The sequence below is a fragment of the Rhizobium sp. BK060 genome, assembly GCF_014193145.1.
Lineage (GTDB): Bacteria > Pseudomonadota > Alphaproteobacteria > Rhizobiales > Rhizobiaceae > Rhizobium.
Genome location: NZ_JACHYW010000040.1, coordinates 1 through 26,066, shown reverse-complemented (window position 1 = coordinate 26,066; position 26,066 = coordinate 1). Strand labels below are relative to the sequence as shown.

General features: G+C 59.1%; 19 protein-coding genes, 3 tRNA genes, 2 pseudogenes and 1 riboswitch. Of the genes and pseudogenes, 10 read left to right on the top strand and 14 right to left on the bottom strand.

Annotated features, from left to right (window positions below):
* Positions 1 to 21 precede the first annotated feature (21 nt).
* The 5 genes from FHT71_RS28940 to FHT71_RS28920 form a co-directional block, all read right to left on the bottom strand.
* A complete protein-coding gene (locus FHT71_RS28940) occupies positions 22 to 624 on the bottom strand; it encodes an NADH-quinone oxidoreductase subunit C (protein ID WP_183723019.1) in 603 nt (200 codons plus the stop codon).
* A gap of 15 nt (positions 625 to 639) precedes the next feature.
* Positions 640 to 1,224 carry an NADH-quinone oxidoreductase subunit B gene (locus FHT71_RS28935; RefSeq protein ID WP_007789655.1) on the bottom strand — a complete coding sequence of 195 codons (585 nt, stop codon included), beginning with the start codon at positions 1,222 to 1,224 and terminating at the stop codon, positions 640 to 642.
* A complete protein-coding gene (locus FHT71_RS28930; protein ID WP_007789653.1) occupies positions 1,215 to 1,580 on the bottom strand; it encodes an NADH-quinone oxidoreductase subunit A in 366 nt (121 codons plus the stop codon). Before FHT71_RS28930 ends, FHT71_RS28935 begins: the two co-directional genes overlap by 10 nt.
* 323 nt (positions 1,581 to 1,903) lie before the next feature.
* Positions 1,904 to 1,980 (bottom strand) — tRNA-Asp (locus FHT71_RS28925).
* A gap of 53 nt (positions 1,981 to 2,033) precedes the next feature.
* A tRNA-Asp gene (locus tag FHT71_RS28920) sits at positions 2,034 to 2,110 on the bottom strand.
* Positions 2,111 to 2,509: 399 nt separating this feature from the next.
* Between FHT71_RS28920 and FHT71_RS28915 the strand changes: the two genes are divergently transcribed.
* From FHT71_RS28915 to FHT71_RS28905, 3 genes are all read left to right on the top strand, one after another.
* Positions 2,510 to 2,585: transfer RNA gene (locus FHT71_RS28915), tRNA-Val, on the top strand.
* Between the two features lie 352 nt (positions 2,586 to 2,937).
* Positions 2,938 to 3,984, top strand: coding sequence for a GGDEF domain-containing protein (locus FHT71_RS28910; RefSeq protein ID WP_132593976.1), 1,047 nt, complete (start codon positions 2,938 to 2,940; stop codon positions 3,982 to 3,984).
* A gap of 128 nt (positions 3,985 to 4,112) precedes the next feature.
* Positions 4,113 to 4,718 carry a class I SAM-dependent methyltransferase gene (locus FHT71_RS28905; protein WP_132593974.1) on the top strand — a complete coding sequence of 202 codons (606 nt, stop codon included), beginning with the start codon at positions 4,113 to 4,115 and terminating at the stop codon, positions 4,716 to 4,718.
* Between the two features lie 6 nt (positions 4,719 to 4,724).
* Here FHT71_RS28905 and FHT71_RS28900 read toward each other — a convergent pair whose 3' ends face one another.
* On the bottom strand, positions 4,725 to 5,126 hold the full coding sequence (locus FHT71_RS28900) for a cupin domain-containing protein (protein ID WP_132594000.1): 402 nt from the start codon (positions 5,124 to 5,126) through the stop codon (positions 4,725 to 4,727).
* Positions 5,127 to 5,435: 309 nt separating this feature from the next.
* Between FHT71_RS28900 and FHT71_RS28895 the strand changes: the two genes are divergently transcribed.
* A complete protein-coding gene (locus FHT71_RS28895; RefSeq protein WP_132593972.1) occupies positions 5,436 to 6,422 on the top strand; it encodes an aldo/keto reductase in 987 nt (328 codons plus the stop codon).
* A 57-nt stretch (positions 6,423 to 6,479) separates the two neighbouring features.
* Here FHT71_RS28895 and FHT71_RS28890 read toward each other — a convergent pair whose 3' ends face one another.
* The 6 genes and pseudogenes from FHT71_RS28890 to clpP form a co-directional block, all read right to left on the bottom strand.
* Positions 6,480 to 8,690 (bottom strand): esterase-like activity of phytase family protein, encoded by a 2,211-nt coding sequence (locus FHT71_RS28890; protein ID WP_183723025.1) that lies wholly within the window; start codon positions 8,688 to 8,690, stop codon positions 6,480 to 6,482.
* Between the two features lie 71 nt (positions 8,691 to 8,761).
* Positions 8,762 to 9,660, bottom strand: a pseudogene (locus FHT71_RS28885) (DMT family transporter).
* An 81-nt stretch (positions 9,661 to 9,741) separates the two neighbouring features.
* A riboswitch (FMN riboswitch) is annotated at positions 9,742 to 9,890 on the bottom strand.
* Positions 9,891 to 10,012: 122 nt separating this feature from the next.
* A complete protein-coding gene (hupB, locus tag FHT71_RS28880) occupies positions 10,013 to 10,288 on the bottom strand; it encodes a DNA-binding protein HupB (protein WP_007531759.1) in 276 nt (91 codons plus the stop codon).
* A 207-nt stretch (positions 10,289 to 10,495) separates the two neighbouring features.
* The gene (gene lon / locus FHT71_RS28875; protein WP_007792121.1) at positions 10,496 to 12,910 is read right to left on the bottom strand and encodes an endopeptidase La; all 2,415 of its coding nucleotides are present in this window, start codon (positions 12,908 to 12,910) and stop codon (positions 10,496 to 10,498) included.
* 415 nt (positions 12,911 to 13,325) lie between these two features.
* Positions 13,326 to 14,603 carry an ATP-dependent Clp protease ATP-binding subunit ClpX gene (gene clpX / locus FHT71_RS28870; protein WP_007792128.1) on the bottom strand — a complete coding sequence of 426 codons (1,278 nt, stop codon included), beginning with the start codon at positions 14,601 to 14,603 and terminating at the stop codon, positions 13,326 to 13,328.
* A gap of 293 nt (positions 14,604 to 14,896) precedes the next feature.
* Entirely contained in the window at positions 14,897 to 15,526 is a 630-nt protein-coding gene (gene clpP, locus FHT71_RS28865) for an ATP-dependent Clp endopeptidase proteolytic subunit ClpP (RefSeq protein ID WP_007792131.1), read from the bottom strand.
* A 425-nt stretch (positions 15,527 to 15,951) separates the two neighbouring features.
* Here clpP and FHT71_RS28860 point away from each other — a divergent pair, with 425 nt between their 5' ends.
* Both FHT71_RS28860 and FHT71_RS28855 read left to right on the top strand, forming a co-directional pair.
* Positions 15,952 to 17,157 (top strand): GGDEF domain-containing protein, encoded by a 1,206-nt coding sequence (locus FHT71_RS28860; protein ID WP_132593968.1) that lies wholly within the window; start codon positions 15,952 to 15,954, stop codon positions 17,155 to 17,157.
* Between the two features lie 43 nt (positions 17,158 to 17,200).
* Entirely contained in the window at positions 17,201 to 18,445 is a 1,245-nt protein-coding gene (locus FHT71_RS28855; protein ID WP_183723015.1) for a cytochrome P450, read from the top strand.
* Between the two features lie 73 nt (positions 18,446 to 18,518).
* Here FHT71_RS28855 and FHT71_RS28850 read toward each other — a convergent pair whose 3' ends face one another.
* Entirely contained in the window at positions 18,519 to 19,853 is a 1,335-nt protein-coding gene (locus FHT71_RS28850) for a dicarboxylate/amino acid:cation symporter (protein WP_183723013.1), read from the bottom strand.
* Between the two features lie 241 nt (positions 19,854 to 20,094).
* Here FHT71_RS28850 and FHT71_RS28845 point away from each other — a divergent pair, with 241 nt between their 5' ends.
* Both FHT71_RS28845 and FHT71_RS28840 read left to right on the top strand, forming a co-directional pair.
* The gene (locus tag FHT71_RS28845; protein ID WP_132593964.1) at positions 20,095 to 21,957 is read left to right on the top strand and encodes an ATP-binding protein; all 1,863 of its coding nucleotides are present in this window, start codon (positions 20,095 to 20,097) and stop codon (positions 21,955 to 21,957) included.
* A complete protein-coding gene (locus FHT71_RS28840; protein ID WP_132593962.1) occupies positions 21,954 to 23,318 on the top strand; it encodes a sigma-54 dependent transcriptional regulator in 1,365 nt (454 codons plus the stop codon). Before FHT71_RS28845 ends, FHT71_RS28840 begins: the two co-directional genes overlap by 4 nt.
* 86 nt (positions 23,319 to 23,404) lie before the next feature.
* Here the strand turns inward: FHT71_RS28840 and FHT71_RS28835 are convergent, their stop codons facing one another.
* Positions 23,405 to 23,749 carry a cupin domain-containing protein gene (locus FHT71_RS28835; RefSeq protein WP_132593960.1) on the bottom strand — a complete coding sequence of 115 codons (345 nt, stop codon included), beginning with the start codon at positions 23,747 to 23,749 and terminating at the stop codon, positions 23,405 to 23,407.
* A 424-nt stretch (positions 23,750 to 24,173) separates the two neighbouring features.
* On the opposite strand from FHT71_RS28835, the gene FHT71_RS28830 reads away from it, so the two are divergent.
* The gene (locus FHT71_RS28830) at positions 24,174 to 24,383 is read left to right on the top strand and encodes a hypothetical protein (RefSeq protein ID WP_132593958.1); all 210 of its coding nucleotides are present in this window, start codon (positions 24,174 to 24,176) and stop codon (positions 24,381 to 24,383) included.
* 214 nt (positions 24,384 to 24,597) lie between these two features.
* A pseudogene (locus FHT71_RS28825) lies at positions 24,598 to 25,562 on the top strand (hypothetical protein).
* The last annotated feature ends 504 nt before the right edge of the window (positions 25,563 to 26,066 follow it).

Here is a 26,066-nt window from a genome sequence, read left to right as displayed (position 1 = left end):
TCAAGAAATCCGAGCTCATCTTCACTTCGCCGCCTTCTCGTCTCCCGGCAGCACGTATTCGGTGCCTTCCCAAGGGGACATGAAGTCGAAATTGCGGAATTCCTGCTTCAGCTCGACGGGTTCGTAGACAACGCGCTTGGCAGCATCGTCATAACGCACCTCGACGTAACCGGTTGTCGGGAAGTCCTTGCGCAGCGGGTGCCCCTCGAAACCGTAGTCGGTGAGAAGACGGCGCAAGTCAGCATGACCGGAGAAGGGAATGCCGTACATGTCCCAGGCTTCGCGCTCGAACCACTCGGCACCCTTGTAAACGCCGGTTGCCGACGGCACCGACTCGCCGTCAGCCACGGCGACCTTGATGCGGATGCGCAGGTTCTGCTTCGGCGACAGCAGGTGATATACGACGTCGAAGCGCTTTTCGCGCTGCGGCCAGTCGACACCGCAGATATCGATCATGCTGATGAAACCGCAGCGCGCATCGTCGCGCAGGAACGTCAGCAGCGCCAGAATCGTTTCCGGCGTCGCAGTCACGTTAAGCTCATTGTAGCTGATGGCTGCATCGACAAAGAGATCGCCCCGCATCTCGCGGAGATACGAAGACAGTTCGCTCAAGGCTTCAGTCATGACAGTCCTCCGCCCTTAGCGCTCGATCGTTCCGGTTCGACGGATCTTCTTCTGCAGAAGCAGCACCCCGTAGAGCAGCGCTTCTGCCGTGGGGGGACAGCCCGGCACGTAGATATCGACAGGAACGACACGGTCGCAACCACGCACGACCGAATAGGAATAGTGATAGTAACCGCCGCCGTTGGCGCAGGATCCCATAGAGATAACATAGCGCGGCTCAGGCATTTGGTCATAGACCTTACGGAGCGCCGGCGCCATCTTGTTGGTCAGCGTGCCGGCAACGATCATGACGTCAGACTGGCGCGGCGACGCGCGCGGAGCGACACCGAAGCGCTCCATGTCGTAACGCGGACCGGAGACCTGCATCAGGCCTTCGACTGCGCAGCAGGCAAGACCGAATTGCATCCACATCAGCGAGCCCGTACGGGCCCAGGTGATGAGATCGCGGGTCGAGGTAACGAGAAAGCCCTTATCGGCCAGTTCATCGTTGATTTCGCCGAAGAAGGCGCTGTCGCTGCCGATCGGCTTGCCCGTTGCCGGGTCGATGACGCCTTTCGGGTGCGGCGCGACGAGCGCCTTATCGCTTTGGGCTACTCCCATTCCAGGGCTCCCTTTTTCCATTCATAAATAAAGCCGATGGTCAGCACAGCGAGGAAGACCATCATGGACCAGAAACCAAACCAGCCGATCGCGCCGAACGAAACAGCCCACGGAAAGAGGAAGGCGACTTCGAGGTCGAAGATGATGAAGAGGATCGACACCAGATAAAAACGGATATCGAACTTCATGCGAGCGTCGTCGAATGCATTGAAGCCGCACTCGAAAGCCGAAAGCTTTTCCGAATCGGGCGCCTTGAAGGCAACGGCAAACGGCGCGATCAGAAGCGCCAGGCCGATTACAAGGGCGATACCAATAAAAATAGCGATCGGAATATAGGAACTGAGCAGTCCAGTCATCAGGTTCATCCCTGCTTGCGGCTGCGCCAGGAAGGCACCAGTGGGCAATTGCCCGGCAAGCGAACGTGCGTTGCAACAGAGCCGTCGTTAGCGCAGCCAGCGCCAGGGCGCAAGACTTTTAGAGCACCAATTCGACTGTCGAGGCGCGACATTATCAAGCAGATGCAATGATGTCGCGACAAATCCACACTAGTTGATTCAGACTGCATGTCAGCCCGTCGGATATTGCATGGCTCGCAACAAAGGAGAAAGTCCAAACCAAGAGAGAACTGCGAAAACCGACGCTCGCCCGGGACACCATATTATAGAAAGAGAGAAGAAAATGGCGCGAGTGACGGGGCTCGAACCCGCGACCTCCGGCGTGACAGGCCGGCACTCTAACCGACTGAGCTACACCCGCGCATCGTGGACAGAAGGACCGGACCAAGCGCCACACGGCACTCCATTTTGAAATGGCGCGAGTGACGGGGCTCGAACCCGCGACCTCCGGCGTGACAGGCCGGCACTCTAACCGACTGAGCTACACCCGCATTCATTTCAAGCGATCCGGAAGCTTTCGCGTCCGTGTCAAAGCAGCTTCGCCGCTTCGATGAGCGGCTAACTAAGGGGTTCGCATTTGAGTGTCAAGCAGCTTTGGAGACAAAACGATGACAGTCTGCGAATTGTTTTTGGAGAACGAAAATCCCTAGGCAAATTCAGTGTATTATTAGAGGAGTGCTTGTCGGGCTTGCACAAGCAATCAATCCCCGAGCCCTCACGCTGTACTCGCCGGCGGCTTTCTACAGCTCAGAAATCGCCGAGACGAAAGCCGGGTGAGCAGCTCCATTCAAAAAAATCAAAAAATCTTCACAAACACTCTTGCGGTTTGTCCGCGATCCGCATAGATCACGGCCACCGACGCGGCGGGCCGAACCGGACCGATCTCGCGAGGGCGATTAGCTCAGTTGGTAGAGCGCCTCGTTTACACCGAGGATGTCGGGAGTTCGAGTCTCTCATCGCCCACCATTTCTTTCCTACATACTCATAGTTTGCTGCTGATGATGGCAACGTATCGGATCCGCTCGAGCAGGTGGCGTGCGTTGCGTACCCCCCTCGCTGCGCCAGAGTGCTCATTTACTTCGTTTTAATTGAGCGGGCGCAGTATTGTCCTCATAAGTTGTTTGTCATACGGAGCATGATGTTCCGCGGTGGCTTTCTACATACGTCATTCTTCTGCTTTCCGGCACAGCGCAAGCGGTTGCAGGAAAAGCTTCCAGCATAGCTTGCCTGCAATAGTGACACAGCCGGCCATGGCCGCCGCTCATGTCACCCAGCCTCGTCAGTGGTAAAGACGAAGTCACGTCGGAGAGGGCATCTGGTGCAGTCCAATACGCACACGAATCTAGCCTTTCGCATTGCAACGGTTTTGCAACAACTTGGAATCGAAGGGCTGCCGCGCAACTATGAGCTCGTATTCGAGGCCCTGACTGGCAACAGTCCGGATCTCGCCCGCGAGCTAAGATCACTTGGCCCGGTAAAGACACAGGAGGCCCTGGATGGAATCGGACGCCGTTACCTGCCCCACCACTTCGAAGGCAGCCTGCTCGAGGCCCGTTCCGGCCAGGTGCAGCAGGAACTGCAGAGCATTCTCTCCCTACTCAACGAGGAAAAGTCAGCACTGACGCGCTACGGAAGTATCATCAGCCAAGCGGCCCGCGTCTTTGAAGCCAATGATGTGACAGACACGGCCGCGCTCACGCGATCGCTGCAATCGGTAAGCTCGGCAACACATACTCGCGAGGCGCAAAGTGCAATGCTCGCTTCCAAGGTGGTGGAAAAATCCCAGAAGCTCGAGGAGGTACAGCGCGAGGCCGCCGCGGCAAACGCCGCAAGATTTGTCGATACGTTGACCGGCCTGGGGAACCGTCGGGTATTCAACAAGGAACTCGCCAATGTCTATGAGAAATCAGGACTGCCTGATCTGTGCGGAATCGCCTTTGCGGATATCGACCGCTACGAGACCATTGCAGCCGTTCCAAACCTTCTTGAGCCCGTCCTCAGGAAAATCGGCGAGTTGATCCAGGCGATGTTCGGTGAAAAGGATCTGGCCTGCCGCTTCGATCGGGGGCGCTTCGGTTTCATTTTCCGAACGGCGGACGAGACGGAGATCATGCGGCTTGTCGATAGGCTCCGCGATCGGCTTAGGGGATTGCCGGTGGTGCATCCCGTATCGGGAAAACGGGCAGCGCCAATTTCATTCTCGGTCGGGATATGTATGTCGAAGGAAGCCCGGACGGCTGATGCGCTTATAGCATTCGCCGAACAGGCGCTCGGCATGGCCAAGGCATCGGGCGGAGACAACGTCTCTGTCCATGGTGTGGCCAATGTCTCGCATGTGCCCAAGGACTGGCTGATCTATCGGTAAGATCAGATCGCAGCGATCTGTCGTTGCGCCTCCCGAAGAAGCCTAGCCAACATCGCGTTGCGCTGGCTATAAGGTGGTTCCCGCGGGCCGCAAGGTCCAACAACACACGCATTATCCGAGACATCATCATGAAGACACGCGAGGAACGGCAGGCACAGCGGGCTAGTATGCCGCGCACACAGTTGAGCACGCACCATATGGAAAATGCACGGCTGCTGCCTGATCGGAGCGAATTGCTCTACCGTATCCCGAACGGCGGCATCGGCGTCGAAGTTGGAGCTGCCTTTGGGGAGTATACGGCGGAAATCCTTGAGAAGAATCGGCCTGCACAGCTTTACCTGATCGATCCTTGGAGCATGGACCGCTACAGTTCGGGGCTCGATCAAATCCACAATCAGTTCAAAGACCAGATAGAGAGTGGCCAATTGCACCTGATGCAGGGCACATCGCTCGAAAAGCTCGCCGAATTCGAAGATGACTTTCTCGACTGGGCTTACATCGACACCGATCATTCCTTCGGGCTCACCTGGCAGGAACTCCTGCTGTGCGAGAAGAAAGTGAAACGAACGGGAAGAATCGCCGGGCATGACTTTTGCACCGGCAATGCCGTTAAGCCGATCGTCTACGGCGTCGTCGAAGCGGTCACCAAGTTCTGCAAGGACTATGGCTGGCAATTCGAGTTCCTGACGGTCGAATCGCACGCTCACTTTTCCTATTGCCTGAAGCGCCTCTGAGCCGCTTCAGGCCTTTCCTGCGTATTGCTCGTCGCTGACCTGTCCCATCCAGTCGGCGGCGCTGCCGTCCAGCGCTTCATGGATCGCGATGTGGGTCATTGCGGTATCGGGTCCGGCGCCATGCCAGTGCTTTTCGCCCGGCGCGAACCAGACCGTGTCGCCGGCGCAAATTTCACGAAGGGGGCCGCCCTCGCTCTGCGCCAGCCCCTTGCCTGCGGTGACGATCAGGGTCTGCCCCAACGGGTGCGTATGCCAGGCGGTTCGAGCGCCCGGTTCGAACGTGACGCTGACCACCCTCACCCTTGCCGGGGTTGGCGCGTCCATCAGTGGGTCCTGACGGACCGACCCCGTGAAATATTCTTTCGGCGCCTTCATAGAGGGCCGCGATCCGCAGGGTTTGATCTCCATCGACGTTTCCTTTTCGAGCATGACGATCTGTCCAGGCGACCGTAAGCCAAGCGGCTTCATTGTCCAAGCGACGCATTGCTCGGTCCCAGGCTGCGTGGCCCTGACCACAGCGCCTTGTCACCAATCGGAGACAGGAGCGAATCCGACGATAACCGCGGATAGCAGAGCGCGCTCCGAATCGTGGCGTTCATGTCGCTCCGCAGAAGAAATGGCGGCGCTCCGGCGATGCCGCCCTATCTCAGCTGCAGGCGCTTGCTCCTTGCCTGGGCGACTGCTAGGGCGAGGCATTTCATCACGCGGAGGATTTCCATGAAACAGCATTCTTTCGGCCACCTGCCCCATACCGTCACGAATATCGGCTTCGGCGCATGGCAGATCGGCGGCGCCTGGGGCGATGTCAGCGAAGCCGACGGCCGCGACGCCCTGAATGCGGCGCTCGACGCCGGCATGACCTTCATCGACACCGCCGACGTCTATGGCGACGGCCGATCGGAAAAGATCATTGCCGACGTTCTTGCGAGCCGTGGCGGCGAACGGCCGATGGTTGCGACCAAGGCAGGGCGCCGGCTGAACCCGCATGTCGCCGATGGCTACACCAAGGCCAACCTCGAAGGCTTCATCGATCGCAGTCTCAAGAATCTGCGCGTCGACGGCCTCGACCTCGTGCAGTTGCACTGCCCTCCGACAGAAGTGCTTTATCGCCCGGAGGTCTTCGAAGCCCTGAATGAGCTGCAGAAGGCCGGCAAGATCATGGGCTACGGCGTCAGCGTCGAGAAGGTCGAGGAAGCGCTGAAGGCGATCGAGTATCCTGGCGTCGTCAGCATCCAGATCATCTATAACATCTTCCGTCAGCGGCCCGATCACCTGTTTTTCCAGGAGGCGCGGCGGAAGAACATCGCCGTCATCGCCCGCGTGCCGCTTGCAAGTGGTCTGCTCTCCGGAAAGATCACCCGCGATACGAAGTTTGCGAGCGACGATCACCGCAATTTCAATCGTCACGGCGAGGCATTCGATGTCGGTGAGACGTTCGCTGGCGTTCCCTTCGAGGTCGGCCTGCAGGCGGTGGAGGAAGTGCGCAAGCTCGTTCCCGCTGGCGCGACGATGGCGGCCTTCGCGCTGCGTTGGATCCTGATGAGCGATGCAGTCACCGTCGTCATTCCGGGTGCACGCAATGCCGAACAGGCACGCGCCAACGCGGCGGCGGCAAGTCTCGCGCCGCTCTCGCATGAGGTGATGGACGCCACACGCGAGATCTACGAGCGCCTCGTCGCTCCTTATGTCCACCAGCGCTGGTAAAGCAGCCGCAAGAAAAATGGCCGGGCGTAGACCCGGCCATTCTGTTTCATGCCAATCTCAGTTTGTGCCAACGAGATTGACCTGGAAGAACAGAGTTTCGCCCGAGGAATCATCGACGCCGTCATTGTCCGTGACCGCGTAGGCCTTGCCGGAGGCATCGAAAACGAAGCCCTCGAGCTTGTCGAGGACATAGCCATTGGTGGCGGTCTTCAGCTCCGGAAGGAAGTCGTGGGCTTCAATCTTCTTGACGACCGGCAGTTCGCCACCGAGCTTGGCGGGCTTCAGGTCCGATATCGCTACCTTGTAGAGCTTCTTCAGTCTCGCTGCGTCGCCGACAAGGTTATCGCGTTCGATGATGTAGACGCTATCGCCATGAGCGGAGATTTCGGAGAGACCAATCCAGCCCGCTTCGGATTTGTCGAGCGGATAGCGGACGGCACCCCACTCCTTGCTTTTCGGATTGTAGGAAACAAGTTTGACAAGGCCCTTCTCGTCATCCTTCCACTCGCGCTGGACGGCCATCCAGAGCGTCGCGTCGTCGCCGGAGCCGACGATCGTCACACCTTCGAAGCCGTAGCGGATTTCGTTCGCTGCCAATTCTTTGGGAAGTGAGATCTCTTCCTTGATCTCGCCTTTCGGATTGACGTGATAGAGAGCGTGCGGCACCAGCTTCTCAGTGTTGCCTTCGGACGCCAGCCAGAACCAGCCCTTTTCATCAACGGCCACACCCTCGATGTCGAGCTTCTGTGCCGGTTGGCCGTCGCGCTTTACGGTCAGCGTTTCGGTGATCACGGCCGGCTTCCTGGTTGCGTCGATCGTGTAGATCGTCGGCTGCATGCCGAGGACACTATCGCTGACGGCAAACAGCTGTCCCGACTTTTCCGGAACGGCAGCAAGACCGGAAAGCGCCGCGAAGCCGACCGGGTTGCTATCCTTCTCGGCCGCAACGATCTGCGGATAGGCCGCCTCGCCCTCGGCGAGTTCGTAGAGCATCACGTGCGACCGTGGGCCGCCGTCCTCGCCAAGATCGACTTCGTTGGCGGTCGCGAGGAGATTGCGCGTCGGTACGGCCACAGCGCCTTCAGGTGAAACGCCGGACGGAAGAATCTGGACCAGTTCAGGCTCCGCACCGGTATCCCTGTAGACGCCGACGACAGAGGCGCGCTCTGCGAGCAGGAATATGTATTTCTGGCCTCCGATCGTCGCCACTTCCAGACCTTCCGGCTCGACGCCCTTGGCGGATGAACGCTTGTCCGGATAGTGGCCGATATTGGCGACGGCACGTTCGAAGGAAGCACCGGATTCGTAGAGCACCTTGCCGGTCTTGTCGAAAATCGTGAAACCGCGCGAGCCGCCTTGATAGTCGCCTTCGTTGGCAACGACCAGGCGGTTATTGTCGAGCCACTTCACCGCGTCAGGCTCACGGGGGGTGCCCTTGAGTTCGCCGGTGAACTTCAGGGCACCATCGCGTTTGGTGTCGATGCCGGCCAGATCGACACTGCCAGCGGAGAAGTGCGTCTTCACCGTTGCAGTTGCCGCGTCAATGATGACGATTTCGTTGTTTTCCTGAAGGGTCAGGGCAATCTCGTTCTGGTCGTTGAACGAGACGAATTCTGGTTCCGGATCTTCGGGCGCAATGCCCGCAAGGCCTGTCAGCGTGACGTGCTTGATCGAGCTGCAATCGACCGTGCCGTTCTTGACTTGGAACACGGCGAGCTCGCCTGCCGGCATCTGTGGAATCTTGCCGTCGTTCACCTCTTCGTCACGCTCGTTTTCGATCGCGATCGCGCCGAGCGTCTTGTCCTTGTTGAGTGCGATCGAATCCGGCTGGCCGCCGAGATCGCAGCTGCTCTCGACCTTCTTGGTTGCAACGTCGACGATCGCAAGGCGCCCCGAGGGCTTCGCCTTGCTCTCTGACGTATTGACGGCCACCAGCGCCTTGCCGGCGGCGGACGTCACGGAGGTCGGCTCGCCGTCCATCATCAGCGCGCCCCCGGCCTTCGGCGCCTTGGCGTCTGAGATATCGACAAATCCGATCGCACCGAGCGGGCTATCGCTATAGATCAGCGTCATGCCGTCGTCGGTGGCCGTGATTATTTCCGCCGAAGTGGCCGAAAGCTTGTCTTTTCCCTCGGGCAGGTTGGATGCCACCGGAAAAGTTGCGATGCGGTTGAAAACGGGCTCTGCGGCGGCCGGAAACGCGGCCGTCGTCAGAAGCGCTGCAACGAGCACTGTCTTGCGCGATAGAGTTGTCATGAAATCCCCCATGAATTCAAACAAAGGGGTTTTGCGGGATAGGCATGACACCGGAATGACACTGCCGTCACATTCTGACTGCGCTAGCCGGTCTCCCGTTCCTTCTTCATTTCGTTCCTCATGATGAAGAGCGATGCACCAAGGATCAGCATCGCCCCCAACCACAAATAGCCGGTCGGCGCATAACCAAAGACCAACCAGCCGGCGAAAACATTGAGCGGCAGCTTGAGATCGTCGAAGGGCTGGATGTAGGCGGCATCGGCCGTTGAATAGGCAAGTGTCAAGAAATACTGGGCCATCACGGTGAGGAGGCCTGCCGCAACGAAAAGCAGGAGCGTCATACCGGAAGGGATGCTGAATCCCGCGGCGACCGCCAATCCGCCGTTGATGGGCGTCAGGAGAGCCAGCAGCCAGACGGTGATGGTTTCCGGCCGTTCGACCCCGGTAAGCTCTTGGTGATCAGCGACGAGGCACCCCAGAGAAGCGCCGAGAGGATTGGAAGGAGCGCCGCCCAACTGAAGCTGTCCGACCAGGGCTGCAGGATGATCATCGCTCCGACGAAGCCGGTGCCAGTCGCCACCCACCGTGCGAGGCCGATGTATTCACCAAGGAAGATGCGTGCGCCCATGATGATGAAGAATGGCGAAGTCATTACCAGGGCGATCGCCTGCCAGATCGGCACGGACGCAAGCCCTGCGACCCAGGTCATCACACCGAAGGCTGCCAAGGCGACACGCACGACGTGACGCCAAGGATAGCGCGTTCGCATTGCTCCAAAGCCGACGCGCCGGAGAAAGGGCAACGAGAAGACCAGCGCAAAGGCATATTGCCAGAAGGCTGCAGAGGCGGAGGGGAAGGCGAGCCTCATCGTCAGCCATTGCGTGACGACATTGAGGATCGAGAAGGCGATGCCTGCAGCGACCATCCAGGCAGCGCCGATCATTGCTCGCGAAGCAGAAAATGTAGGGGAAGTCTGATTCATGTTTTCTTTCCGAAACCAACACAAATCAGGACGCATGAGCGCGATACCGCAGCCAGGACAGAATTCGCCCTCGCCCGCTCCGCTCATTCTCTTTCATCCGGACTGTAACCGTCGGCTCCGGAATTGCACCGGATCTGCTGACCCTTTCGACACCGGCCAAAAGGCGCTCGCGGACTTGAGCCGAGGCCCTTACCGCCGGTGGGGACTTTCACCCCGCCCTGAGAACAGTATTTTCGTAAGACATACCTCGCGTGCCGACAAGTCCGCGAAATACAAAAAGGGTCCGGCCGTGGCCGAACCCTTCGAAACTTGCACCGCCGGTCTCGTTGCCCGGCCGACAAGCAAATTCATATCAGCCGTTAACGGCGTCCTTCAGGCCCTTGCCGGGCGTGAACTTCGGCACGTTGCGAGCCGGAATATCGACTTCAGCGCCGGTGGACGGGTTGCGGCCCTTCGTGGCTGCGCGATGGGAGACGGTGAAGCTACCAAAACCAGCGAGGCGAACGTCGCCCTTGCCCTTCAGTTCAGCCTGGACGACTTCGAAAACAGCATCAACTGCGGAAGCAGCGTCGGTCTTCGAGAGTCCTGCCTTTTCGGCAACTGCGGACACGAGTTCATTCTTGTTCATGTTTCCACCCCTTTCTAAATGGTTCGAAACGACTCAAATCTATAAGCTAGGCACAGAATAGAGTTCATCAGGCCCGCCGCACCCCAAAGACCCTGCAAATCAAGGAAATGCAAGCACCTGCGTGTCAATTTCACAAAAAAAGGCTGGCGAAAACACCAGCCTTTTCAGGGTTTTTAAGCAATTGGGCACGAATGTGGCAAACAAAGCTCAGTGAGCTATGGTTGCACCTGTTTCATCGAGCCCTTCGACCGTTGCAATGACCGGCGTTTCCACCGTGCCATCCCACTCGATCGCTTCCGGTCTGCGGACCAGCGCATGCTTGATCACCTCGCCCATGCGGGACACCGGGATGATCTCCATGTTGTTCTTCACGTTGTCCGGAATCTCCGCCAAATCCTTGGCGTTTTCTTCCGGGATCAGCACCTTCTTGATGCCACCGCGAAGCGCTGCGAGCAGCTTTTCCTTCAGGCCGCCGATTGGCAGAACACGACCGCGAAGAGTAATCTCACCAGTCATGGCCACATTCTTGTCGACCGGGATACCGGTCATGATCGAGACGATTGCGGTTGCCATGGCAACACCGGCCGACGGACCATCCTTCGGCGTCGCACCTTCCGGCACGTGCACGTGGATGTCGCTCTTGTCGAAGCGCGGCGGCTCGATGCCGAAATCGACAGCGCGCGAGCGGACGTAAGATGCCGCTGCGGAGATCGACTCCTTCATGACTTCCTTCAGGTTGCCGGTCACGGTCATCCGACCCTTGCCCGGCATCATGACGCCTTCGATCGTCAGCAGTTCGCCGCCGACTTCCGTCCAGGCCAGACCGGTGACCACGCCGACCTGATCTTCGCGTTCTGCTTCGCCGTGGCGGAAGCGCGGAACGCCCAGATAGTCGTCGATGTTTTCGGCCGTCACATGAACGGACTTCGTCTTGCCCTTGATGATCTCGGTCACCGCCTTGCGGGCGAGCTTCATCAATTCGCGTTCGAAGTTACGAACACCGGCTTCGCGGGTGTACTGCTGGCTGATCGCCATCAGGGCATCGTCGCTGACCGAGAATTCATTCGGCTGCAGAGCATGCTCCTTGATGGCCTTCGGCAGCAGGTGTCGCTTGGCGATCTCACGCTTTTCGTCTTCGGTGTAGCCGGCGATGCGGATGACTTCCATGCGGTCCATCAAGGGCGCCGGAATGTTCAGCGTGTTCGCCGTCGTGATGAACATCACGTCCGACAGGTCGTATTCGACCTCCAGGTAGTGATCCATGAAGGTCGAGTTCTGAGCCGGATCCAGCACCTCGAGCAGAGCAGACGACGGATCGCCGCGGAAATCCTGACCCATCTTGTCGATCTCGTCGAGCAGGAAGAGCGGATTGGACTTCTTCGCCTTCTTCATCGATTGGATGACCTTGCCGGGCATCGAACCGATGTAGGTGCGACGGTGACCGCGGATTTCAGCTTCGTCGCGAACGCCGCCGAGCGCCATGCGGACATACTCACGGCCAGTCGCCTTGGCGATAGACTGGGCAAGAGAGGTCTTGCCGACGCCCGGAGGGCCGACGAGGCACAGGATCGGACCCTTGATCTTGGTCGCGCGAGCCTGAACAGCCAGGTACTCGACGATGCGCTCCTTGACCTTGTCGAGACCGAAGTGATCGGCTTCGAGGATCTTCTCGGCGTTGTTGAGGTCCGTCTTGATCTTCGACTTCTTGCCCCACGGAATGCCGAGCAGCCAGTCGAGGTAGTTGCGGACAACAGTCGCTTCGGCCGACATCGGGCTCATTTGCCGCAACTTCTTCAGCTCGGCATCGGCCTTTTCGCGTGCTTCTTTCGACAGCTTCGTCTTGGAGATGCGTTCTTCCAGTTCGGCCATCTCGTCGCGGCCTTCCTCGCCGTCGCCGAGCTCCTTCTGGATCGCCTTCATCTGCTCATTCAGGTAGTACTCGCGCTGGGTTTTCTCCATCTGGCGCTTGACGCGCGAACGGATGCGCTTTTCGACCTGCAGGACCGAGATCTCGCCTTCCATGAAGCCGAGCGCCTTTTCGAGGCGTGCCTTGACACTGGTGGTTTCCAGCATCTCCTGCTTCTCGGTGATCTTGATCGACAGGTGCGACGCAACCGTGTCGGCGAGCTTCGAGTAGTCGTCGATCTGGCTAGCGGCGCCAACGACCTCAGGCGAGATCTTCTTGTTGAGCTTTACGTAGCTCTCGAATTCGGACACGACCGAGCGGCTGAGCGCTTCCAGTTCGACCGGATCGTCATGCGGCTCTTCGAGAACATGGCCAAGGGCTTCATAAAAGTCCTCGCGATCGGTGTAGGCGTCGATCTCGGCGCGTGCGCGACCTTCGACCAGAACCTTGACGGTGCCATCAGGCAGCTTCAGCAGCTGCAGCACGTTGGCGACGGTGCCGACATTGTGAATGGCAGAGGGTTCCGGATCGTCATCGCTCGCGTTGATCTGCGTGACGAGCATGATCTGCTTGTCCGATCCCATGACCTCCTCAAGCGCACGGATCGACTTCTCGCGGCCGACGAATAGCGGCACGATCATATGCGGGAAGACGACGATATCGCGCAGGGGCAAAACCGGATATGCGATGCTCGCAACTGACGTTTTCTTCGTCATTTTATTTCCTTTCCATCGTCCCGTTGCCGGGCTCTTCTGGCGCGGCCACTAGAACCGGGCCGCACTCCACTTGAGACAACAAGTGGAGGTTCTGACTATGCTTTTCAAGCTGCGCCATGGCCGGTGTCCCCCTGGACATGACAGCTATGCTACAACGGAACACCTTCACTCTGGAGCGCCAGGCTGGACCGGCGCTTGCCACTTCCGCGCCGGCTAACGCACAAGGCCGAAACACACCAACGGAATCATTCCATAATTGCCACGGACTTGGAAATCCGCAACGGCAGCAGAAGCGCTTTCAGACCTCTTTAGCAAGATTTATCAAGGTCGTGCACTGGTTTTGAAATAGAAAGAGGCCTGCCGACGGCAAGCCCCTTAAATTCACGGTTCGTATCTTAAAGATATCTCTAATGCCTCACGCCGAAGCGTTGGCCTTCTCGTCCTGACGATCGGCGTAGATGTAAAGCGGACGGGCGGAGCCGCGCGCCACTTCCTCGGAGATAACGACCTCACGTACGCCTTCCAGCGCCGGCAGTTCGAACATCGTGTCGAGGAGGATCTTTTCCATGATCGAGCGAAGGCCGCGAGCACCGGTCTTGCGCACGATCGCCTTGCGGGCGATCTCGCGAAGAGCGTCCTCGTGGAAGGTTAGTTCCACGTCTTCCATCTCGAACAGGCGTTGGTACTGCTTGATCAGCGCGTTCTTCGGCTCGGACAGGATCTGGATCAGCGCATCCTCATCGAGATCCTCGAGCGTCGCCAGGACCGGCAGACGGCCGATGAACTCAGGGATCAGGCCGAACTTGACCAGATCTTCCGGCTCGAGCTCGCGCAGAACTTCGCCGACGCGGCGGTCGTCCGGAGCCTTGACCGTTGCGCCGAAGCCGATCGAGGTCTTCTCGCCGCGCGCGGAGATGATCTTGTCGAGGCCGGCAAAGGCCCCACCGCAGATGAACAGGATGTTCGTGGTGTCGACCTGCAGGAACTCTTGCTGCGGATGCTTGCGCCCGCCCTGTGGCGGCACGGAGGCGACCGTGCCTTCCATGATCTTCAACAACGCCTGCTGGACGCCCTCGCCCGACACGTCGCGGGTGATCGACGGGTTGTCCGACTTGCGGGAGATCTTGTCGACTTCGTCGATGTAGACGATGCCGCGCTGAGCGCGCTCGACGTTGTAGTCAGCAGCCTGCAGCAGCTTCAGGATGATGTTTTCGACGTCCTCACCGACATAGCCGGCTTCCGTCAGCGTCGTCGCATCGGCCATGGTGAAGGGCACGTCGATGATGCGAGCGAGCGTTTGGGCAAGATAGGTCTTGCCGCAGCCAGTCGGGCCGACCAGCATGATGTTCGACTTCGCCAGCTCGACTTCGCTGTTCTTCGTGGCATGCGCGAGGCGCTTGTAATGGTTGTGAACGGCGACGGACAGGATCTTCTTCGCCTGGCGCTGGCCGATGACGTATTCGTCGAGAACCTTGATGATGTCCTGGGGCGTGGGAACGCCGTCACGGGACTTGACCATCGAGGACTTGTTCTCTTCGCGAATGATGTCCATGCACAGTTCGACGCATTCATCGCAAATGAAAACCGTCGGTCCGGCAATCAGCTTCCGGACTTCGTGCTGGCTCTTTCCGCAGAAGGAGCAGTACAGGGTGTTTTTAGAGTCGCCGCCGTTGCTGCCGCTGACCTTGCTCATATCACTTTCCTTCCAGCACGCCGCATTTCAAGGTGAAATTACGGTCCACTCATTGGCCTGCTCCACGCTTGGAGCCCCAGCCGGCCAAGGCCGTTAAGGGGTACGAACCGGTCCAAACTATGCTGTCCTGGCTCCGGCGGCAACGAATTCCCCTTCGACTGCCGATGCTATGTCATAAAAATTCAACATAGCATTAATACTTGAGATTGCCGCACCCGCCACCGGGTTTCTTCCCTTGTTCAATCACAAATGAGATAGAACTGTGGCGGATACAACACCATCCCTACTTCTCACTAGGCGGCATCGCCTTCCATCTCGACGCGAGACGTCAGAACCTTGTCGATGACGCCCCAGGTCTGAGCCTCGTCCGCATCCATGAAGTGGTCGCGGTCGAGGGTCTTTTCGACTTCCTCGTAGGTGCGACCAGTGTGCTTGACGTAAACTTCGTTGAGGCGGCGCTTCATCTTCAGAATATCGCGGGCGTGACGCTCGATGTCCGATGCCTGGCCCTGGAAGCCGCCCGATGGCTGATGCACCATGATGCGGGAATTCGGGGTGGCAAAGCGCATGTCCTTGTGGCCGGCAGCAAGCAGCAGCGAGCCCATGGAGGCGGCCTGGCCGATGCAGAGCGTCGAGACAGCAGGCTTGATGAACTGCATCGTGTCGTAGATCGCCATGCCGGCAGTTACAACGCCGCCCGGCGAGTTGATGTAGAGCGCAATTTCCTTCTTCGGGTTTTCGGCCTCGAGGAACAGGAGCTGGGCGCAGACGAGCGTGGCCATGTGATCCTCGACCGGCCCAGTCAGGAAGATGATGCGTTCCTTGAGCAGGCGCGAATAGATGTCGTAGGAGCGTTCACCGCGATTGGTCTGTTCCACGACCATTGGCACGAGGGCCATAGCGGTATCGACTGGGTTTCTCATGTGCGTCCTTTGTCAACGTCTGCCGGCTATAGCCGGGAATCAAAGAAAATGCCTTATCCCTACATAGAGCTTCCCTGCCCTCCTCTTCAAGACGCGCTGATGGATAACGTTAAGAGGGGCAGGCGTAAGGCGAACAACTTTTCGCCCGATATACGCTCATGCCTGCAAATAGCTTCGAAGAGCGAGCGGCGATCGCGCGGTCGCACAGCTTTTGTCGGTGCCAGGATGAACGAATTCTGAATCCACTTGCGACTATGCTGCGTTTACAGACCAGAAAGCCTAACCACAACTCGGCACAAAAATGCGCCGCCGAGCCAGGCGTAATTAATGAAGTTGCCAGTTTCCTCCGAGAGAATGCGCGCAATGCAAGGGGTATTGCCGTGTTCAATGTTACGACTGGATTAGCCATTTGGTGCTCGGAAGCCATGACGCTCGCGCTGGTAGCGTTCATGGCCTGGCGCCACAATGTCCGAAACAAGACCTATTTCTATTGGGGAATGGGTTTTCTTCTTAGCGGCGTGGGCTTCGCAATGGTTGCGCTGCGCGGGCAGATACCTGACATCCTCTCCATCGAGATCGGCAACACGATCGCGCTATGTGGGCAGAGCGCGTGGGTTGCCGGGTACCTGGCGCTTGACCGTCGCAAGCTCGAATGGTGGGCATTGCTGCCACCGCTCGTTTGGTTGGGTGGCGTCTTCCTGCCGTGGGTCAATGACGACTACACCAATCGCGTCATTCTCTACAACCTGGCCTCGGCCACCGGCGCGACGGCGCTAGCAATGGCAGTCTGCATGACCGGCCAGCGCAGCGAGGGCTCAAGAAGCAAACTGGGGGCTATCTTTGTGATCCAGAGCCTCCTGTGCTTCGGTACGGCGACGGCAATGGCGGTCATCGGCCCCACCGACGCGGAAGCCGCCAACTTCGCGGGCGCCGCCGCTATGGCGACGGGCTTCCTGCTGACCCTAGCGTGCGCCCTCACCTGCGTCGTCATCATGGAACGTTCGGAGAAGCATCTTCGTATGCTCAGCCTGACCGATTCGCTGACGGGCGTCTTGAACCGGCGCGGCCTTTTCGGCCGGTTCGATGACATTCAGGAGAGCGCGTTCCACAACAACCGCCAGGTCGCCGTACTGCTCTTCGACCTCGACCACTTCAAACGCGTCAACGATCGGTTCGGACACCAGGCTGGCGACATCGTGCTGACGGTCTTTGCGCGCATGGCCCGCCAGTTCGTCTCTGCCGGCGCCTTCGGTCGCATGGGCGGCGAGGAGTTTGCCGCTTTCGCGACGGTGGCCGACCAGACCGAGGCGGAAGCGCTCGCGGAATCGATCCGTGCCGAATTCTGCCGGGTCCCGGTGAGCACCGGCGACGCGATCATTCCCGCAACGGTCAGCACTGGCGTCGCCCTCGCCTCGGCCATCGAGGCCAATAGGGACAAGCTGGTTTCGGCGGCCGATCGCGCGCTATATGCCGCCAAGGCAGCCGGCCGCAACTGCACTGTCATCTTTGGTGAAGCCGAAGCGGCGGCTCCGCAGCCTCCGCAGCCCGATCAAACTAGTGGCGAACTTGTCCCAACACTTGACGACCAGATTCATGCGCTTCGCCGCGTCGGATCACTGTCCAGAGGTTGAGCCCATCTTTTCGAGGCTTGGCAAATCCGCTAAGCCTCGAAGCATGATGATCCCACCATTCCTTTCCATCGATCCCGCCGCACGTCACGTCTCCCTCGACGCAAGCAATCCCGCCTTCTACAGCGATCCGAACACCGTCTACGCCGCTCTGCACGCGCACTGCCCCACATTCTATTGGGTGCAGCAGAAGCAGTGGTTCTTCACCGGCTACGACCACGTCAACAGCCTGCTTCGCGATCGCCGCTTCGGCCGCCAGATCCTTCACATAGCCTCGCGTGATGAGCTTGGTCTTCCCGAACCGGATCAGCACGTGGCGAATTTCGATCTCGCCGAACGATACTCCTTGCTAGAGCTGGAGCCACCCGAGCACACCCGTCTGCGAACGCTCGTTAACCGCGCTTTCGTCTCTCGCCACGTCGAGAAGATGAAGCCGGAGCTTGCCGAGCTCGCCGATAGGCTCATTGATGGCTTCGAGAAGGACAACGAAGTCGAGCTGCTTTCAGCATTTGCCGATATTATTCCGGTAACGATGATTGCCCGCATGATCGGCATTCCTGTGGAAATGGGACCGCAGCTCCTGAAGTGGTCCCACGCCTACATTCGCATGTATCTCTTCGGTCGCACCCGCGAGGACGAAGATGGCGCCGAGCGGGCCGCCAAGGAATTTTCGGACTATATAAAGACGGTCATCGCCGAGCGCCGCGCCAATCCGCGGGACGATCTGCTGACGCACATGATCCACACCGAGCACAAAGGCCAGTATCTGACCGAGGACGAGCTCGTCTCGACGACGATCGTACTGCTCAATGCCGGTCACGAGGCGACGGTCCACCAGATCGGTAACTCAGTTCGCATCATCTTGGAAAGCGGGCGCGATCCGACCGAACTTTTCAAGGACGAGGCAACGACCGAACGAACCGTGGACGAGTCCCTGCGCCTCTGCGCGCCGGTTCACATTTTCCAGCGCTGGGCGCTCGAACCCGTCGAGATCGACGGCATTTCATTCAAACGAGGCGACAAGGTGAGCCTCATTCTGGCCGCTGCCAACCTCGACCCCACAAAATTCAGCGATCCGCTGACCTTCAAGCCTGACCGCAACGAGGCTGCCAACCTCTCCTTTGGCGCGGGCATCCATTTCTGCATCGGGGCGCCGCTGGCAAGACTGGAACTGAACATCGTCCTGCCAATTCTGTTCAAGCGGCTGCCAGGGCTCAGGCTCGCCCGGACGCCCGTCGTGAAAGACGTCTATCATTTCCATGGATTGGACCGCCTGGATCTGGCTTGGTAGGCCACAAATAAGAAAGCCCGCGCTCGGGAGAACGCAGGCCTTCCTTTTCGTTCCGGCGCCTTGCGGCGAGGCGTTATTCCGCAGCCTGCAGAGCCGGCACTCCGTCTTCCGGTTCCGACGGCAACTTGCCGGCTAAGGCAGCAGCAAACTTCGTCTGGTCAAGCTCATTTTCCCAGCGGGCGACGACGACCGTTGCAACCGCGTTGCCGACAAAGTTCGTCAAGGCGCGGCATTCCGACATGAAGCGATCGATGCCGAGGATCAACGCCATGCCGGCAACTGGAACCGAGGGCACAACGGAGAGCGTTGCAGCGAGCGTGATGAAGCCGGCGCCGGTGATGCCGGCAGCGCCCTTGGAGCTCAGCATCGCAACCAGCAGAAGCAGGATCTGATCCGCCAGGGTCAGCGGCGTGTCCGTCGCCTGAGCGATGAAGAGGGCTGCGAGCGTCATATAGATGTTCGTGCCGTCGAGGTTGAAGGAATAGCCCGTCGGAATGACGAGACCGACAACAGAGCGTTTGCAGCCTGCCTGCTCCATCTTGGCCATGAGGCCCGGAAGTGCCGCTTCCGAAGAGGAGGTGCCGAGAACGAGTAGGAGCTCTTCCTTGATGTAGCGGATCAAGGCCAGGATCGAGAATCCGTTGTACCGCGCGACCGCGCCGAGGACGACGAGCACGAAGAGCAGCGACGTCAGGTAGAAGGTACCGATCAGCATTGCCAGATTTGCAATGGAACCGATGCCGTATTTTCCGATCGTGAAGGCCATGGCGCCGAAAGCGCCGATTGGAGCGGCCTTCATCAGGACTGCCACCAGCTTGAAGACCGGCGCGGTCAGTGCCTGCAGGAAGTCGACGACCGGACGGCCGCGATCGCCGACCATGGCAAGCGCGATGCCGAACAGGACGGAGAAGAAAAGCACCTGAAGAATGTCGCCGTCGGCAAAGGCGCCAACGATGGTGTTCGGAATAATGTTCATCAGGAAGCCCGTGATGGTCGTGTCATGAGCTTTCGCCGCGTAACTTGCCACGGCCTTGGCATCCAGCGTCGCCGGATCGATATGCATGCCGGCGCCCGGCTGTATGACATTGGCCACCACCAGGCCGACCGCCAGTGCCAGCGTTGAAAAGACGAGGAAGTATAGCATCGCCTTACCGGCGACGCGTCCAACCTTCTGCAGATCGGACATGCCGGCAATGCCCGTCGCAACCGTCAAGAAGATGACGGGGGCGATGATCATCTTGACGAGCTTGATGAAGGCGTCGCCGAGCGGCTTCAGCGAGGAGCCGATGTCGGGATAGAAATGACCAAGCAGGATGCCGGCACAGATGGCGGCAAGAACCTGTACGTAAAGAAGTCGATAGAAGGGAACCTTGCCGCGCGGCTGCGCGACTGGAAGTGCTGCACCCATGATGTCCTCCATGTGCCCCAAAACCAAAGTGGCCTCCCGGGGCGATTGCGTTACCAAGTCAACAGCCCACGCGGCTGTTTGCGGAGGATTTGCAACATGCGTGCCAAGTCATAGATTTCATGACTAAATTATTGATTCAGAAATCATTTTCTGTAGAGATCGTAGGGTCGACCGGAAGACGTGAGCGTATTTTCGCACAAATTGATTTGACGCGAGTGCGGAATTGCACACAAGGTGAATAATGCTTCAGTCGACTTCGATGTCAGGTTTCGGCTCGTTCGACCGCACCGGCCGGCGGGCGCGGCGCGTGTGGATCGTGTTTGCCTCCGTTTCGGCAGTACTGGTCCTTGCCGCACTCTTTGCCGCGGACGTGTATGGGCGCCGCTCCGCCATCGATGCGATTGAGAGTCAAAGCCGAACCGACGCCAACCTCAAGGTCGCACTCCTCAACGCAGTCCTGGAGAGACCCCGCGCGCTACCGCTGCTTCTTGCCGAAGACCAACAGGTTCTCGATGGTCTCTCCTCCGAAGGCAACGATGCGATCGACATATTGAATCGGAAGCTTGAGCGGCTCGTCACGGGAACACAGGCAGCTGTGCTCTACGTCATCGGCCCCAACGGCATCGCCGTGTCCTCGAGCAATTGGCGGGAACCGATCAGCTTCGTCGGCAATGATTACACCTTTCGCGACTACTTCCGAAAGGCGATGGACGAAGGAACCGCCGAGCACTTTGCCCTGGGCAGTGTCAGCAAGCGCCCTGGCCTCTACATTTCCCGTCGTGTGGGCAGTGCCACAGCACCGCTTGGCGTCGTGGTCGTCAAGCTTGAGTTCGACCGACTTGAGAGCGACTGGCGCGACACGCATCGCCCCGTCTACGTTACGGATGATCGCGGCGTTGTTCTGATCACCAGCATCCCCTCCTGGCGTTTTATGATGAACAGGCCTGTGCCGGAGGCCGACCTTGCCGCCATTCGCAGGAGTCTGCAGTTCGGCGATGCGCCGCTGGCGACATTGCCGATCATGCGCCCACAGCCCATCGACGCCGAGGCATCGCTTGTTTCCGCTGTGCTTCCCGGTGGTGGTGAGGGTCAGTATCTGCGCCTCACGACACCCGTCCCCACCACGCCCTGGCATCTGGAATATCTTGTGCCCACTGACGCGCCGGTCGCGGCGTCGGTTCGCGAAATGCGGCTGCTGTCTCTGGCCGTGCTTCTACCGCTTCTCGCCATCGCGGCATTTCTTCTGTGGAGGCGCCAAGCGGCTGCGACGAAGATCGCGGAAGAACAAGCGATGCGCGAGGAGCTGGAACGGCGGGTCATCGCCCGAACCGATGATCTCAGTCGGGCACGCGACCGTCTGCAAGCCGAAATCTCCGATCATCGGGAAACGGAAGCAAGACTGCAGATCGTGCAGCAGGAGCTGGTGCAGGCGAACCGGCTCGCGATCCTCGGCCAAGTCGCGGCAGGCGTTGCGCATGAGATCAATCAACCGGTCGCGACCATACGCGCTTACGCGGACAATGCCCGCGTCTTCCTGGAGCGCAAGCAAACGAGTCCCGTCGACGAAAACCTCCAAGCGATTGCGGGCCTCACCGAGCGGATCGGCGCGATTACCGACGAATTGAAGGCCTTCGCGCGGAAAGGCCGTGCAGCGGCGGAGCCTGTTGAATTGCGCGGCGTTATCGACGGGGCGGTGGTTCTGCTGAAAAGCCGATTTGCCGGCCGGTTGGAGGCGCTCCACATCCGGCCGCCGCCAACGGGGCTATGCGTGCTTGGCAACCGGATCCGGCTTGAGCAGATTCTGATCAACCTGTTCCAGAACGCCTTGGAAGCGCTTGATGGGCGAGCCGATGCGAAGGTCGACGTCTTCGCAACCGAGACAGACGACGAGGTTGCAATCGAAGTCGCCGACAATGGTCCGGGCATTTCGCCTGCCATCCTGAAGTCGCTTTTCACACCATTCAACACGTCCAAGGAGAGAGGTCTGGGTCTTGGCCTCGTCATTTCCAAGGACATCGTAGCCGACTACGGCGGCCGCATCGACGTAACAAGCGATGAAACCGGAACCTGCTTCACGGTGCATCTGCGGAAGGCCAGAGCATGAGCGATGTAACACCGATCTTCCTCGTCGATGACGACAAGGACCTGCTGCGGGCAACCAAGCAGACGCTTGAACTCGCCGGCTTTGCCGTTTCCGCCTTTTCGGACGCTGGCGAAGCGCTGGCCGCATTGAACCCGGATTTCGCAGGCGTTCTCGTTTCTGATATCCGAATGCCTGAGATCGATGGCTTGCAACTCTTCAGCCGCGTGCAACAGCAGGACGAGGACCTCCCGGTCATCCTGGTCACCGGCCACGGCGACATTCCGATGGCGGTTAAAGCCATGCAGGACGGCGTCTACGACTTCATCACAAAGCCGTTCGCGACAGATCGACTCATCCAAAGCGTGCGGCGCGCTGCCGAAAAGCGCCGCCTCGTCATGGAAAACAGATCTTTGCGGAAAGCCACCGAAGACGCGCGCGACGACCTGCCGCTGATCGGCCAGACACCGGCGATGGAGCGGCTGCGCCACACCTTGCGGCAGATTGCCGATACTGATGTCGACGTTCTCCTTATGGGAGAAACCGGCAGCGGCAAGGAGGTGGTTGCAAGCCTGCTCCACCGCTGGAGCCGGCGCGCATCCGGCAATTTCGTCGCGCTCAACTGCGGGGCGCTGCCGGAGAGTGTGGTTGAAAGCGAGCTGTTCGGTCACGAGCCGGGCGCCTTCACCGGCGCGCAGAAGAAACGCATCGGGCGCATCGAACATGCAAGCGGCGGAACCCTCTTCCTCGACGAGATCGAGAGCATGCCACCGGCAACGCAGGTGCAGATGTTACGCGTCCTCGAAATGCGCGAGGTTACACCGCTCGGCACCAACGAGGTCCGGCCGGTCGATCTGCGTGTCGTTGCTGCCTCCAAGATCGATCTCGGCGACCCCCGCCAACGCGGCGATTTTCGAGAGGATCTCTATTACCGGCTCAACGTTGTGACGATCTCCATCCCGCCGCTCAAGGAGCGCCGAGACGATGTTCCACTTCTTTTCGGCTACTTCGCCGAGCGCGCCGCGAGCCGCTTCAAGCGGGACGTGCCTGCGATCCCGCCGTCGATCCACCGCCATCTGCGGGAACACGACTGGCCGGGCAACGTGCGCGAACTATCGCATTTTGCCGAGCGGTTTGTACTGGGAGTCGGACACGTCTTTGGCCGTATACCAGCAGCAGCACCGGAGACGGACGAAACCCTGTCGCTGCCGGACCGGCTCGAACGCTACGAGGCTCACATCATTCGCGAAGCTCTGAACGCCAACGGCGGCGACGTGCGTCGTACCATCGCGGAACTAGGCATCCCCAGGAAGACGTTCTACGACAAGCTGCAACGCCACGGCATCGTCCGCAGCGACTTCGCGTCTTCTTCCGACAGGAGCTAGGTCTATCTAGCCCTTGGAGGACAAGACGGAAATGCGTCGACGGACTCCCTCGACCCCCCTTCGCTCAGCCTGTTGCTGCGCTGAAATCAGAGTCTGATGACATAGTCCTTGCGAGTCGTTTCAACGACTTCCCAGCTTCCCTTGAAGCCCGGCTTGAGGATCATCCGATCGCCCGCGCGAAGATGCACGACATCGCCCCCATCCTCCGTCACGATGGAGTAACCGGAGAGCACGCTGAAATACTCCCACTCGTCATAGACGATGCGCCACTTGCCGGGGGATGCTTCCCATACGCCGGAATAGAAGCCGCCATCGGCCTCCTCGAGACTCCAGGTCTTGAACTGGGGATCCCCAACAAGCACACGGTCGGCGTCCGGGGCGCCGAACGCCGGTTCGACGCCGCTAATGTCAAAGGTCAGGTAGTTTGCCATCGTCTCAGTGTCCTTCGCAGCAAACGTTTGCATAAGCAGCTATTGAAATCGTGAGCTTTTTCGAGCGCGTTCGCAATATACGTTCGACACCTTCGCAGCATACCATTGTTCATCTGTTGAGCTTTCGCAGCATGCCCTTGTTCAACTTTACAACCACTGGGATAATGCTGGCGTTGGCCAATCGTGCCTCCTTCGGCTGGAGCCAAGCTTGCCAGAACGATGCGGGGAACCATCAGGATCACCTCGGAAGTCCGAGGGAAGCTTGCGCCGGCCGTCCGGCTGTCCGGCCGCTGACATGTAAGACGGGAACTCACCCAGGCGGCCGAGCGCTGTGAGGGTTAGATATTGCGACGGGTCGACCATCGGACAGGGTTTACCCGTCGCACCTTATCGTGTCCGTCCCTTATGATGTTGTGGAGCCCAAATGACGACCGGCGACGACAATCGAGACCTGGACCTACGGACCACTCCTCATCGATTTGGTCGACATCATGCCGTCTGGTGGACCTTGTTTGCGATCCTGGCGATGTTGGTGGTTGGCGCTTACGCCTACGGTGAACTGCGGTCTGCGATCACGGTTCCGCCGAAACCTGCCCCCCAGGCCGAGGACATGCCGCTGTCGACTGACCACTGAGGGAACGCGCTTTCGGCAATTGACGGCGGGAAAACGTCCGGTTTTGTCTCTTCCGAAAGCTGACCAAGTACTATTGCTGGATTTGAAGCCGGCTCCGGTCGCTGCATCGCAAAAGGAGTATGTTGCTTTGCATTATAGTCCCAATCAGTTACCGTACGTTGGGGTACGGGAACAAGAAACGCCGTGGGTTACCACGAACGCATAAGGATATCAAATGCTTGATACGCCGAACTCCAAGCCGAAAGACCTCGAAGCCATTGCCCGCACAGGAGGACCTCTCCGCCGCATGGCAGCGCGTGTACCGACCTATTTGACCGACTTGCGGGAAAACCCCGCCTGGTTGCCGATGTTCGTTCTGGCCCGTACGATACCGTTTCGCCGGGCACACTGGCTGACCGCCCACCCGGTGCCGCCGTCGGCAAAATCTGCGACGTCCATGTTTGGCGACATCAAGGCAGAAGAAGTCGCTGCGGAATTAAGAAGAACGGGCATCTTTTCCGGCCTAAATCTGCCGCCGGCGATCCGTGAGGAAATCGCGAGATTTGGACACGAGACGCCGTGTTTTGGCAATTTCGAGCGCGGCCTGGAGTTTCGCGCAGGAGACCACGCAGAAGCCGAGGCCGCTTCGGGCGCACCCTATTGAGCGGCCATCATTTCGAGCGAGTGCTGCAGTGCGAGGCAGCGGTCGCCGTGCAGCAGGACCCGCTACTCATCGACATTGCTAGGCATTATCTCGGCGGCGAGGCGAATTTGATTACCACGCGGACGTGGTGGAGCTTTCCGACGAAGTCGGCCTCGGAAGCCGACTTGAGCCGAGCCTCGTTCAAGTTTCATTTCGATCTCGATGACTGGCGGATGCTGAAGTTCTTCTTCTATTTGTCCGACGTCGATGCGGATGCTGGTCCCCATGTCTACGTCAAAGGCAGCCACAACCGTCGGCGGCTAAAACATCAATTGACGCTGCTCGTCGGACATTCAGTCGAGGACGTGTTGGGTTTCTATGGCGAGGAGAATGCCGTCACCATGACCGGAAGGGCGGGCACAGGCTTTGTCGAGGACCCTTTCGGCTTCCATATGGGCACGCTGGCAAAGCAAACGCCGCGTCTGATGATGGAAGTCGGATTTGGCGTGTCGAAACCGTCAAAGCGCCGTTATCATGGTGAGCCGGTCATTCGATAACCGGATTAAGCGCCGAAACGAATGGCCGCCCCGCAGCGCGCGCGAGTCACCATCTTCACACCATAGTCAATCTCTTAGAATTGGAACACGAACCGGTGCTCGCCGAAGGGACTGAGCAAGGTAATGTGCCCATTATGAGCAGTCACAATCCGAAGATAGAAATGTCTTCCGCGAGTATGCAACGGGTTTCCAAAATAGCAATGCGCGCTAGCTCAAGAAATTCTTACTGAAGGGGTACGGGGGACCTCGGCTTTTTTTACGGCCCCCCGACGAGGTCTCTCTTGTTAGTACGACTACGGAGCAGTGACCTTCGGAGGATAGCCAGTTCCGACGGTGCGAGGATTTCTTGAATGTCGCCATCGCAACCATCGTCCACATTGGACGCCAGTCTCCTCTCTGCCAGGGCTGTGTCTAATCGCGCGGTAAAATGCAAGCCCTTTTTTGAACATCGAAGCTGTCGTTTGCCGGGAGCAGTGTCGTCTTCGCGGTCGATATTAAATCGCC

Excerpts from the sequence above, each read along its gene's own strand:
- FHT71_RS28940 (WP_183723019.1), bottom strand. The coding sequence starts at position 624 with ATGACTGAAGCCTTGAGCGAACTGTCTTCGTATCTCCGCGAGATGCGG.
- FHT71_RS28935 (WP_007789655.1), bottom strand. The coding sequence starts at position 1,224 with ATGGGAGTAGCCCAAAGCGATAAGGCGCTCGTCGCGCCGCACCCGAAA.
- FHT71_RS28930 (WP_007789653.1), bottom strand. The coding sequence starts at position 1,580 with ATGACTGGACTGCTCAGTTCCTATATTCCGATCGCTATTTTTATTGGT.
- FHT71_RS28905 (WP_132593974.1), top strand. The coding sequence starts at position 4,113 with ATGAAGACACGCGAGGAACGGCAGGCACAGCGGGCTAGTATGCCGCGC.
- FHT71_RS28900 (WP_132594000.1), bottom strand. The coding sequence starts at position 5,126 with ATGGAGATCAAACCCTGCGGATCGCGGCCCTCTATGAAGGCGCCGAAA.
- FHT71_RS28895 (WP_132593972.1), top strand. The coding sequence starts at position 5,436 with ATGAAACAGCATTCTTTCGGCCACCTGCCCCATACCGTCACGAATATC.
- FHT71_RS28890 (WP_183723025.1), bottom strand. The coding sequence starts at position 8,690 with ATGGGGGATTTCATGACAACTCTATCGCGCAAGACAGTGCTCGTTGCA.
- hupB (WP_007531759.1), bottom strand. The coding sequence starts at position 10,288 with ATGAACAAGAATGAACTCGTGTCCGCAGTTGCCGAAAAGGCAGGACTC.
- lon (WP_007792121.1), bottom strand. The coding sequence starts at position 12,910 with ATGACGAAGAAAACGTCAGTTGCGAGCATCGCATATCCGGTTTTGCCC.
- clpX (WP_007792128.1), bottom strand. The coding sequence starts at position 14,603 with ATGAGCAAGGTCAGCGGCAGCAACGGCGGCGACTCTAAAAACACCCTG.
- clpP (WP_007792131.1), bottom strand. The coding sequence starts at position 15,526 with ATGAGAAACCCAGTCGATACCGCTATGGCCCTCGTGCCAATGGTCGTG.
- FHT71_RS28860 (WP_132593968.1), top strand. The coding sequence starts at position 15,952 with ATGACGCTCGCGCTGGTAGCGTTCATGGCCTGGCGCCACAATGTCCGA.
- FHT71_RS28855 (WP_183723015.1), top strand. The coding sequence starts at position 17,201 with ATGATGATCCCACCATTCCTTTCCATCGATCCCGCCGCACGTCACGTC.
- FHT71_RS28850 (WP_183723013.1), bottom strand. The coding sequence starts at position 19,853 with ATGGGTGCAGCACTTCCAGTCGCGCAGCCGCGCGGCAAGGTTCCCTTC.
- FHT71_RS28845 (WP_132593964.1), top strand. The coding sequence starts at position 20,095 with ATGCTTCAGTCGACTTCGATGTCAGGTTTCGGCTCGTTCGACCGCACC.
- FHT71_RS28840 (WP_132593962.1), top strand. The coding sequence starts at position 21,954 with ATGAGCGATGTAACACCGATCTTCCTCGTCGATGACGACAAGGACCTG.
- FHT71_RS28835 (WP_132593960.1), bottom strand. The coding sequence starts at position 23,749 with ATGGCAAACTACCTGACCTTTGACATTAGCGGCGTCGAACCGGCGTTC.
- FHT71_RS28830 (WP_132593958.1), top strand. The coding sequence starts at position 24,174 with ATGACGACCGGCGACGACAATCGAGACCTGGACCTACGGACCACTCCT.